This window comes from Paenibacillus odorifer (assembly GCF_000758725.1).
Classification (GTDB): Bacteria; Bacillota; Bacilli; order Paenibacillales; family Paenibacillaceae; genus Paenibacillus_AQ; species Paenibacillus_AQ odorifer.
In genome coordinates, this window is sequence record NZ_CP009428.1 from 321,219 (window position 1) to 333,521 (window position 12,303).

The following is a 12,303-nucleotide window of genomic DNA, read 5'->3' on the forward strand; positions in this document are numbered from 1 at the left end:
CCTAAAGATTTAACACGGCTATGATATAGCGATAATACACTACAGGTATACTTTCCAGATGAGATTCAATGCATATTTATGCATTGAATCACAATCAAACAAATGGGGAGTGTTCGGAGTTTTGAGAATAACAGCAAAAGCTAAACGTTTTCTATCCAGCGTAATTGCCAGCAGTCTGATGTTTGGAATCATGGTTCCAGCAGGATATGCCGAGGAGCAGCAGCTGGAGATGGAGCAGACATCTTCCGAATTAGAGGCGCATTTTGATGAACAGGTTGAGCTCGACACGCTTTTAAGTCAACCGACTGTAATGGCAGATGTGTACGCGGTACCTAACCATCCAGGAGCATTACTGATTACAGAAGTTGTTCCGGATACTAAAAATGTAAAAGGGACAGATGGAACCTCTGTAGATGGTTACGAGTTCGTTGAGGTCTACAATAATACGGACAAGCCGGTTAATTTTAAGGATTATTATTTCTTTTATAATGACAAAGATACATGGGCACCTAATGGTGATGCTGTAATACCGGCGCATGGAAATATTGTTTTCTGGATTATGAACGGCAATAATCTGAATGTTCCTACGGAGGATTTCATCAAAAACTTTAGTCCTACTGCAGCTTTGCAGGAAGGAGTGAATCTGTTCCGGATCAACGGTGGCGGGGGGATGGCTAATACTTCTGCGCGTAATTTACAAATTAAAAGCAATGCAGGAGATACGCTAATTGTTTCTGCTTCCTATGGAAAAGAACAGGTGAAGGAGAATAACGGGATCTTCTATCAATATTTGCAGGCAGATAGCTCCGTTATGAACCTCATGGCGAATTCGGGAACGGTTGTGGCTACGCCTGGAACCGTAGAGGCAGAACAAGTGCCTGAGCTAGTTCCTGGGGACAAGCAGCCAGTGATTGAACATATCGCACAGAGTAGTGTTGATCCAGCCGATCTTCCTATCAGTGCGAAGATTACTAATCTGGAAAGCGGGGCAGATGGATCACTACCCGTAGTGAAGCTACAGTATGGCTCTCCTTCTCAGGTGAAAGATACGGTAATCACCATGACCTCAAAAGGTGGGGACGATTATGCGGCAATGATTCCTGCAGCTGCGCTGGAAGAGCCGGAGCTGCATTACAGCATCCGCGTTAACAATGTGACAGAGAGTTATTCTGTTCATGTGAATCTGCCGGCGTTCGATCCGAACAATGTGCCACCATTGTTAATCACAGAGCTGCTGCCAAACTCGACGAATGTAAAAGGAACGAGCAGCGACGCTTTTGAATTCATTGAGGTCTATAACAATACCGATGCACCAGTTAATTTCAAGGAATACAAGGTCTATTATCGTTATCCCGATAAAGGTAACGCTTCTGATGTGAAGTGGCCTTCGACACCAGAGAACTTTCTGATTCCTGCACAGCAGTCCGTGGTGTTTTGGGTTATTAATAGTGCAAATAGCACTTACACTGCTAATGATTTCAATACAGAATTCAACACAAACTTAATTGAAGGCACCAATCTCTTTTTGATCAAAAGCGATGGTATGGCGAACTCAGGCCGCCGGGCAGTCGTAATCAAAAGTAACACGGAGAAAGAAATTTCCTCCGCGTATTATGATGCAGACCTCACCTACGATGGTGGAGCTAAAGGTGACGATACTAAAGAAAATAAAGCCCTTCTATACAAGTATCCTGTCAATGGACTAAGCAAAATGCTCAAGATCAGTACGGGCTCAGCCGTTCCGTCACCAGGCCATACGGATGTAACACAACTTCCAAACACGCCGATCCATGTGGAGCCGGATACAGAGAAACCATCAGTAGAAGATCTGACGGGCGTAACGGAGATTGACCAGTCGATGGGTCTCGATTTGAAGGCTTTTGCTGATGACAATAAAGCTGTTACTTCTGTGGAGGTTAGAGTATCTTCGGACAAGCAGCCGGAGGCTGTTAGCCACAATCTATCCCAAGACTTCAACGACAGCTTGTATCACTTTAAATTGACCTCTGCTGATTTGATTGGCAGAAATGAAATTCAATATTACTTTGTCGTTTCTGATGGAACGAATGAAACACAATCTCCAGTAATAAAAGTAAAAGTTACAGGAGGACAGGATCAATCCCCACTTCGTTTGAACGTGAAGGAGGGGCAATTGATCAATGGTTCTGTGACCGTAAAAGGAACCTCTGCCACCGCTAAGGCTGATGATTTAGGCTTGAGCATCGACAGTAAGCTACTGGGCAATAACGAGGCATATACTGCACTTGAGAATGATGCCTACTTTGTATTTGAAGCCAAAAATGTGGATTATTATTTTAAAAATGCCATCACGATGGGACCGGAAGAACTAGGAGATGCCAGTATTCTGTATACCTTTCTGGACCCGATTACTACGTATACTACATTGACTTTTCCTATTTCTTCTGCCGCTTTACAAGTGGGTGCGGATAATGTGATTTACATTCGGGCGGGCTCTAAATCTTCCCCCTTTGATCCTCGTCCTGAGGAGAATAAGGATGATTTTGAAGTGAAAAATGTTCGTCTCCTGCTGGCAGATGGTACCGAAATTTGGGATCCGGCTTATGCAGAACGTGATAAGGAAATCAAGATGGGGGACAGCGCAGGTAAGCACGAATCCCTCGGCTTCCAGTTCGATCTGAAAGCGGATTTGTTCCGTTCAACGGCGTATAACTGGAATACTAAAGAAGTACCTGACGGAGAACATAAAGTAACGCTTACCGAAGGTGGAACGAAAGTATCATCAAACGTGATTGTCGATAACACGCCACCATCCATTAAAGCATCGATAGAAGAAGGACAAACTTACCGTGGCAATTTTGAAATTGCTGCTGAAGTTAAGGATACTTATGCGGGCGTAGTTAAGGTCAGTGTGAAGCTGGACGGTAATGTTATTGAACTGCCCTATGCTACTTCATCCGGGAAGTTATCTGCTGGGGATCATACGCTTTCTATCACAGCCTTGGATAAGATCGGCAATCAGGCAGAAAAGGTAATTGCATTCCATGTGCCGAATGAGAATCCATTTGCACCTCTGCTTATTTCTCCTACGAACTGGGAGACTGCTGTAGGTACTAATCCGACTTTAAAGGTTAAGGTTGAAGATCCTAATCAGGATAAGATAAACGTTACCTTCTTTAGAGGATTCAAGTACGATGCTAACCATCCAGAGCACGGCTTTGCTGGGTTTATAAACGCATCCGATACAGAGCCGCCGAAACAATCCGAACCTGCGGGCGAACAAGCGCTTAGCGGTGACGACTACAGTAAAATAAGTGCGGTGGACGGACAATATTTAATTAATGATGCTGTTGATCAATTCCCTTATCAGCGTTATGAAATTAAGCTGGATGAGTCGGTTAAGGCGTCAGATCGTGTAGATATTAAATGGAAAGGGAATTCGTTGCCGGGACGTAAAGTAAGTCTCTACGCTTGGAGCCCTGCTCAACAAAAATGGGTACAGCTGGATCATTTAATCGCTGGAACAGAGGATTTTGAGCTGAAATCCACGGTTACAGCTGGAGCATATGCTAATGGAAATAGCATTGCCGTAATGGTTCAGGACGAAATTGCTTCTGTGGCTAAGACAGCACCTACAGTAACACAAGATACGTATGATTTCTCTTTTGTATGGATGTCTGATACACAATATTATTCACAGAGCTACCCTTACATTTACCGTAAAAATGTAGAATGGATAGCTGACAACAAAGAGAGCTTGAACCTGAAATATGTAATCCATACAGGAGATGTCGTGGATAAATCCTATCAGGAGTATGAGTGGAAGGAAGCTGACCGGAACATGAAGGTTCTGGAGGAAGCTAACATTCCTTATGGTGTTCTTGCGGGTAATCATGACGTAGGCCATCAAACCGGGGATTACACGAAGTTCTGGGAGTATTTTGGGGAGTGGAGATTCAAGAATATGCCGACCTTCGGTGGCTCTTATGACAACAACAGGGGCCATTACGATTTAGTGTCTGCGAACGGAAATGATTTTGTTATTGTATACATGGGCTGGGGATTGGCTGAGGAAGAAATCGAATGGATGAATGAGATCGTTGCCCGTTATCCAGAGCGTAAAGCGATTCTTTGTCTCCATGAATATTTGCTGGTTTCTAATAACCGTGCACCTATTGCGGATAAAATTTTTGAGATGGTTGTGAAACCTAACAAAAATGTAATCGCAGCACTGTCCGGCCATTATCATGATGCTGAGCTTAAGGTGGACGAGCTGGATGATAACGGTGACGGTATTCCAGACCGCAGTGTCTATCAAATGCTGGCAGATTATCAAGGTGCTGAAGAAGGAGGCCTTGGCTATATCCGTCTGCTTCAGTTCGATGTTGCTAATAACAAACTTCGCGTGAAGACTTATTCGCCTTATTTGGATGATTATAACTACTATGATGAAGACGAATATCCAGGCAAAGATGAGTTCGTTCTGGATCTGGATCTACAGCCTGTGACTAAACGTGTGGCTACCGACTATATCGGAGTCAAGGTTTACAGCGATCAGGAAATTTCGGCCAATCAACAAGTAGAGAGTGGCGCGGAGACTCAGGTCATTTGGAGTAAGCTAAATCCGGATAGCTACTACCAATGGTACACAAAGGTCGAGGATGATCACTCCGGCAGTGTGCTTTCAGATATCTGGGGCTTTTACACTGGAAAAGAGGAGGTAACGCCGACACCAGAGGTGACACCGACGCCGACGCCGTCGCCGTCGCCAGAGGTAACGCCGACACCTGAGGTATCGCCATCGCCAGAAGTGACGCCGACACCAACACCAGAGGCGACAACGGCACCTCCAGTAGTTTCACCAGTGCCAATAGTGACTCCAACGCCTACAGCCACACCTGGAGCGGGAAAAGGAAACATTGAACTGACATTAGGAAGTAATGGAACGTATACAGCTGATCCGTCAGCCTTGAAGAAGCGGATAGAGGAAGCTGCTACAGGGGGAAGCCTAAAGATTAGCGTAGGCGGAGCCGCCTCGGCTCAAGATCAGATTAGAATTGCTCTTGATGCAGCGAGTATACAACAGGCTATCGATAAGAAGCTGAACCTGAATATTGTGTCTTCTAACGTTACATTGAGCGTACCGACAAGCTCCTTACCAGCCATCCCGGCAGGCAGTGATATGCTGCTACTAAGCATTGATATGAGTATGATTTCTGTACAGGCCAATGTCGCTGGAATGGGTCCAGCTAGAGCTACCGTTACGATGAACCTCAGTACATCAGCAGGCGGCAAAGAAACAGCTATCCATCAGCTTAAAGGTGCTGTTACGGTTACCTTGACGCTGACTATGGAACAGCTTGCTAAGCTCGATACGGATTTTGCGGGTGTCTATTATGTAAATGGCAGCACGTTGGAATATTTGGGTGGAGTGTTTAAGGATAATACCGTTACCTTCACAACAAATCACTTTTCCTCCTTTGCGGTGCTGGAATACCATAAGCAATTTAGGGATACTGCTGGCCACTGGGCAGAGTCGTATATTTCCAAGCTGACGGCTAAGCATGTGATTAAAGGGATTGACGATACGCATTATGGACCACAGGCGAATGTAACCCGCGCAGACTTTGTTACACTGGCCATTCGTTCTCTCGGATTGGATGAGGCAAGTGGAGCTATCGCCCAGAGTGCTTTCGCAGATGTATCTAAAGATGCTTATTATGCACAGTCGATAGACAAAGCTGTCCAGCTTGGATTGATCCAAGGCAGTGATGGCAAGTTCCGCCCTAAAGATGCAATTACCCGTGAGGAAGCGGCAGTTGTCTTGCAGAAACTGATGCAGTATAAAGCTGGATCGCAAGCTTCCGTTGCTGCTACTGCAAGCTTCAAGGATATGAATAGCGTATCTGAGTGGGCGAAGCAAGCAGTCATTGATTTACAGGCTAAGGGAATCCTTGACGGCAAGGGCAACAATAACTTTGACCCTCGTGGTAAAGTAACCCGCGCTGAAATCGCAAAACTGTTATATGGAATAATTAATTTATAAGATTGGATGGCAAAGGCAGGCAGAGGTGACTCTGGCCTGCTTTTTGTCATTTTTGGCGTGTAGTCTTCATGTTCTTCTATGAAAAAAGGAAATTCTCACTACTCATATGATTTTTCATATATAATATTTTGGATTAATTTTTAAAATTAAATATCTCCAATCTGCCACTTCAGGAATCGGGTGAAATATATTTACCGGTTAGAGCGTTATTTACCGGTCGTATCATCTTTTATGCAGGTTTATGATGAAGACAGTCATGCGCTTGTACTGGAAAGTGGTCAATAAGCTTACAAGTTGGAGGGCACCTTTGTGAGTGCTCTTTTTTTGAATTCTTAAAAATACGCACTTGACAGGTAGGAATAAAGGGGTATATGATATCACCAATACTTAAACAGTAATTAAATGAACAGTGAAATAATTCAACCGAGCTGATTGGACCACCAAAGGCTCCCGTACTTTTCCCTTGTCAGGGGTAGGTGCTGGGAGTCTTTTTTTATGGGCTGATTGGGAGAAAGCAGAGGTAAGCATGAGCGAACAGTATTGGAGACAGCTGGAGGAGACAGATTGGGCATTTCGCAAGGCGGTTCGCAGATTCGTGAAAGAGCGGGATAAGGTCGCCGTAGCAGGCATCTCCTTACCAGGCATGCTGATTCTGCACAAAATCATTCGCGATGGTGAGCAAAGGCTAGGAGACTTAGCGGATGAACTAGACTTCACCTCAGGTGCGATTACCGCATTGAGCGATAAGCTTGAGGCGGGTGGATATACCGTACGCAGACGTAAAGAAGGTGACCGTAGAACGGTAATGCTGGATATTACGGATAAAGGCCGCAAGCTGGCGGAGCAGAACAGCAACATCGGAGAACGATGTATTTCGCTTTTGTTTGAGGGGTTTACGGAGGAGGAATTGGCGCAGCAAAATGACTTTTATCAGCGGATCATTAGCAATTTAGAAGGATTCTCGGATATCCTGCTGAAGCTCGCCAAGGAGAATGCAGAGACCTCTCCAACCCTTGAACAGAAGCCACGAACAACCACCAAAAAAAGTAATTATCTTAGCTACTAAAAATTGAAAATAGGAGAGATGAACGATGGGACATTCAACCATTTATCCAACTGGAGCAACCGTATATAACTCTGACAAAGCCTGGAGTGGCTATACTGTATTTCAAGCTGGTGAAGAAGGTGTTGTACTGATAGATATGAACGGTAAAGAGGTGCATTTGTGGAAGGGGCTGCTTGGATTTCCGGCTAAAATCTTCCCGGGTGGTTATGTGCTGGGCAGCACAGGAAGAAGAGATCCCAAATTCGGCATACAGGATAATGTAGATCTGGTACAGGTGGACTGGGATGGGAACATCGTGTGGAAATATAACAGCTATGAACATATAGAAGATCCGGGTTATGAACCCCTCTGGTATGCCCGCCAGCATCATGACTATCAGCGCGAAGGCAATCCGGTCGGATATTTTGCACCAGGGCTTGAACCCAAGGTAGACAGTGGCAAAACGCTAATTCTTGCTCACAAAAATATCTACAATCCTCAGATCTCCGACAAACAATTGCTTGATGACACGATCCTTGAGGTGGACTGGGAGGGGAATATCGTCTGGGAGTGGGCTCCAAATGAACATTTTGATGAGCTAGGCTTTGATGAAGCTGCCAAAAATGTACTATTCCGTGATCCTAACTCACGCTCTTTCGGAAATCTAGGTGGCGGTGTTGGGGACTGGCTGCATATCAATTCGGCTTCTTATGTAGGACCCAATAAGTTTTACGATGCAGGTGACGAGCGTTTCCATCCGGATAACGTGATCTGGGATGCGCGGGAAGCAAATATTATTGCGATAACGGATAAGCGTACCGGAGCCATCGTTTGGAGAATCGGTCCGGATTACTCGCTGCCAGAAGTGAAGCATATCGACTGGATCATTGGCCAGCATCATGCGCACATCATTCCGAAAGGTTTGCCGGGAGAAGGTAACTTACTTGTATTCGATAACGGGGGCTGGGGCGGTTATGGTCTTCCAAATCCATCTTCTCCTTTTGGGCAAAAAAATGCACTCCGCGACCACTCGCGAATTCTGGAGATTAATCCCGTGACCCTTGAGATTGAGTGGCAATATACAGCGGCAGAAGCTGGTTTCTCTGTCCCAACCGATTCTTATAAATTCTACAGTCCATATATCAGCTCAGCTCAACGGCTTCCGAATGGCAACACCTTAATTACAGAAGGTTCTAACGGCAGACTCTTTGAGGTTACGCCAGAACATGAACTGGTATGGGAATATATCTCGCCATTTACGGACTCCAGAAATACCAACATGGTCTATCGTTCCTACCGTGTGCCTTATGCCTGGGTACCACAGCTGGAAACGCCAGTTGAACAAGCGATTGAGCCAATAGACGTAACGCAGTTCAGAGTCCCGGGGTCTGCACCTAAAGGATCGGATTCTGTGGTAAGTGTGGCGACAACCCTGCCCTTTGTTGAAGGAGCTGCTTGTGTGGCGACGACGGATGAAGGCAGCAGCCGCAAGGTAAATTAACAAATTTGAGGAGATGTGTCGGTTGAAAAAATCATGGATCAGCTCAAGCTTTCTGCTCTTATCTTTATCAGTGGTTATCCTTTTATCGGGCTGCAGCTCCAAGGGCGATGCGGCTGCCTCTAATGCCTCTAAAGAGGGAGCGGCGAACAGCAAAGATGAGATATTAAAGATAAAAATTGCTGACATCAATACGAATCCCACTTTTCGGGTGGCATTAGATAAAGGCATCTTTGCCAAACACGGGATTGACGCTGAACTAGTCAACTTTGGTTCCCCTGCGGAAGGTGTAAATGCCCTTTTTATTAAACAGGTGGATGTGGCTTTCGGGGCAGACTTCCCCTTGCTGAACGCAGTGGCGAAGGGCGATTATGCTATTATCGCCTCGGCGGGATTAGCGACTGATGAAGCGTCCACTGAATGGAAATTGTTCGTACAGGACGATATTCAGAAGGCTGAAGACTTGAAGGGAAAGAAGCTGAGTTTCATACGCGGCACCTTCATTCCGTATCTTTGGGATGAATATTTGAAAGAGCATAATGCCGCTCTCAGTGATGTGGAGTTAATAGGACAGGGTGCCTTTGATGAAGCTTATATCGCTTTGAAGCAAGGTGCTGTGGATGGAGCATGGTTTTATGGTTCGGTTCTGAATGATAAGCTCTATGCGCTTAAAGGTGTTCATGAACTGACGGATATGTCTAAAACCACGGTTCGATTGGGGATGGGGATTGTAACGGGAAATGATTTTGCGGCTAAGAATCCGCAAGGTATAGCGAATTTCCTAGCAGCGGTGGATGAAGCTGGAGCCTATGCTCAGGCTCACCCAGATGAGGTTGCTGATCTGATGTATAAGGAAGTGAAGCAGCCTAAGGAATCTACGATAAAAGACCTGCCGAATAATCCGTGGGCACTAGGATTTACTCAAGCAGCGTATGACAGTTTGACCAAGCAGAAGAAATATATGGTCGACAACGGAATCATCGAGAAGGATTTCGATCTGGATAGCAAGCTGAATCTTGAGCCGCTGGCGAAGGCATTGCCAGAAGAGGTTACGTACAAGAAATAGGGGGAGTTCAGAATGTCATTACCTGCTAAGCAGCATACCATTCATATTGAGCAGCTCCGTAAAAGCTACAGCGAACCAACTGCTGGGGACATTCACTACATTATAAAAGATGTAGATCTCGTAATTAAAGGTGGGGAATTCTTCGTTCTGCTTGGGCCGAGTGGTTGCGGGAAATCAACACTGCTGAATATGATCGCCGGGTTTGTCTCCAAATCCGGTGGGCATCTACGGGTGGATAATGTAGAGGTGAATAAGCCCGGCAGAGATCGGGCGGTTGTGTTCCAGCAGGCGGATTCCTCCTTATTCCCTTGGTTAACCGTCCGGCAGAATGTGGAGTTCGGATTGCGGATGAAGAAAATCGCAAAGGCGGAACGGCACACAATATCGGATAGGTTCATCGGGCTTGTTGGGCTGAACGGGCATGAGGAGAAGTTCCCGAAGGAGCTGTCTGGGGGTATGAAGCAGCGTGTTCAGCTGGCTCGGGTGCTGGCGAATGATCCAGCGATTCTGCTAATGGATGAGCCATTTGGTGCGCTGGATGCGATGACGCGCCGAACGATGCAGAAGGAATTGGTCAACATTTGGCGCCAGACACATAAGACGGTGATTTTTGTAACTCATGATATTCAGGAGGCGTTATTGCTGGGAGAACGAATTGGCATTATGTCAGTAGGACCGTCCTCTAATATTACAGATATTTATGACAATACACTGCCGTATCCGCGGGACGTAACCTCACCGGAATTCTACTCGTTATACAATCAAATTCAAGGTCATTTCGAAGAATAGGATAGGGTGAGACAGATGAGGAAATGGGTGGAGAAGAAGTGGGTTTCCGTAACCCTTCTATGGATTACCGCGCTCTGCGTCTGGCAGCTTGGAGCTGTAATCTATGGCCCCGATGTGATCCCCGGACCATGGAGTACACTTAAGGGCGGACGGGAGCTGCTGGAAGACGGAACCTTGCTGCAATATATAGGGATTAGCTTTTATCGGGTGCTCATTGGTTGGGTACTCGGCAGTTTACTGGCGATTCCAGTAGGACTAATCATTGGGAAGGTGAACTTGATCCGTATTTTTGCGGAGCCTTTCCTGAACTTTATCCGTTTTATCCCGCCGATTGCATTCATTACTTTGTTCCTAGTATGGTTTGGTATTGGGGAGCAGTCGAAGATTGCGTTAATTATGTACGCTACCTTTTTTATCGTGGTGCTGAATACTTTAACCGGTGTGATGTCCGTGGAAGAGGACAAAATCCGCTCAGCCCGCAGTATGGGCGCCAGTGAGTGGCAAATTCTGATTCATGTGGTCGTTCCGGCGACGATTCCTTATATTTTTACGGGTATCCGCTTAGCGATGGGCACCTCATATATGGCGATTATCGGCGCGGAAATGATTGCTTCGAACGAAGGCGTAGGTTATCTGATCTGGAATTCCCGGTTGTTTTTCCGTACGGATTGGATCTTTGTCGGGTTGTTCTGCCTTGGCTTTATGGGCTTCTTTACGGATCGGCTTTTTGGCTGGTTCGGTAAGAAGGTGCTTTACAGATACGGTGTTGTCAGTGTGGCAGCGCGTAGACGGTAGTTATATTCATACATGTAAAACTGCCTGGAAATGTCGGGCAGTTTTTTACTTGGACTGAAGTTTATACGAATATTTCTTGTCATTGTAAGTAAATTGGATGGAATCCAGTGATGAGGGATTAAGAGAATAATCATTTATTTTTTCTTTGTTGCCAGTCAGAAGATTATAAATATAAACTTCGTAACTATAGCTACCATCTGCGTTTCCAGGAAGTATGGAAACCGATAGATAAAGTTTTTCTTTTTCATCAACTGCATAACTATAAAATTTACCTCCAGATGAATGGAATTGAGCAATTTCTTTATTAGATGTTGGATCGTCTACTTTCATCACCCAAGCTTGTTCTCGTATCGGCTGAGCTCCATCAGTGAAAATGGAAAAGGTATGATAGAGGATATAATCATCTAATCCAAAAACGCCGCTAACCACCAGAACAGCATCGCCATCATTTAAAGGTAACGTCAATAGCTTCTTGGACTTTTCTACAGCTAGTGATTTTTCATTAGGAGAACTTAAATAGAAAGTGAATGGCTCTGTTGGAAAATAAAATGGATTTGCTTCTGTTCCAGGGGCAATGCTCATTTTTGGAGCTGGCAACCATGCGATACCGGCAGAGGTTTTGACAGCGTAGTTGTATTGTTCTGTATTCTGATCACGTAATGGGAGGGTGTAAAGATCACTGTTTATTTGAATGATTTTATTACTTGTATCTGGCGTGTTATTTTTAGGAGGAGTAGCTGCATTGTTGCAAGCTGAGATAAGCAAAGTACATAGAAATAAACCTGTTACCATCTGAATTTTTGTAAACGGCATTTTTCAAGCTCCTCTGAGGGTCATTTCTTATTATGAATAAATACTACTATACATCAGTAAAGTTCTATTTTAGTGTAATTAATGTAATTATTTTCATAAAAATATTTCTAAGGGAAACGGCGGTCATCTAAAAAAGACGACAGGTCGTTTCTTTTTATTTACAAATATTCCTATTCTCCTTAATGCCGCGAAAATAGTACACGCCTATACTGCAATTGGGTGCCTAACAGTTGGAGCATAAAGAAGCCCGCAAATAAGAAATAGGAGTGAAG

7 protein-coding genes are annotated in these 12,303 nt (G+C 45.0%); 6 read left to right on the forward strand and 1 reads right to left on the reverse strand.

What is annotated here, in order from left to right:
• Nucleotides 1-121 precede the first annotated feature (121 nt).
• From PODO_RS01445 to PODO_RS01470, 6 genes are all read left to right on the forward strand, one after another.
• Nucleotides 122-6,025 (forward strand): S-layer homology domain-containing protein, encoded by a 5,904-nt coding sequence (locus PODO_RS01445; RefSeq protein WP_052096717.1) that lies wholly within the window; start codon nt 122-124, stop codon nt 6,023-6,025.
• A gap of 526 nt (nt 6,026-6,551) precedes the next feature.
• Nucleotides 6,552-7,091: a MarR family winged helix-turn-helix transcriptional regulator gene (locus tag PODO_RS01450; protein WP_036687318.1), complete on the forward strand. Its 540-nt coding sequence runs from the start codon at nt 6,552-6,554 to the stop codon at nt 7,089-7,091.
• Nucleotides 7,092-7,116: 25 nt separating this feature from the next.
• Nucleotides 7,117-8,571 carry an aryl-sulfate sulfotransferase gene (locus PODO_RS01455; RefSeq protein ID WP_038568266.1) on the forward strand — a complete coding sequence of 485 codons (1,455 nt, stop codon included), beginning with the start codon at nt 7,117-7,119 and terminating at the stop codon, nt 8,569-8,571.
• Between the two features lie 22 nt (nt 8,572-8,593).
• A complete protein-coding gene (locus PODO_RS01460) occupies nt 8,594-9,634 on the forward strand; it encodes an ABC transporter substrate-binding protein (RefSeq protein ID WP_036687322.1) in 1,041 nt (346 codons plus the stop codon).
• Nucleotides 9,635-9,646: 12 nt separating this feature from the next.
• Nucleotides 9,647-10,423, forward strand: coding sequence for an ABC transporter ATP-binding protein (locus tag PODO_RS01465; RefSeq protein WP_038568268.1), 777 nt, complete (start codon nt 9,647-9,649; stop codon nt 10,421-10,423).
• A 15-nt stretch (nt 10,424-10,438) separates the two neighbouring features.
• Nucleotides 10,439-11,218, forward strand: coding sequence for an ABC transporter permease (locus PODO_RS01470; protein WP_036687327.1), 780 nt, complete (start codon nt 10,439-10,441; stop codon nt 11,216-11,218).
• A 45-nt stretch (nt 11,219-11,263) separates the two neighbouring features.
• Here the strand turns inward: PODO_RS01470 and PODO_RS01475 are convergent, their stop codons facing one another.
• A complete protein-coding gene (locus tag PODO_RS01475; RefSeq protein ID WP_038568271.1) occupies nt 11,264-12,031 on the reverse strand; it encodes a hypothetical protein in 768 nt (255 codons plus the stop codon).
• Between the last annotated feature and the right edge of the window lie 272 nt (nt 12,032-12,303).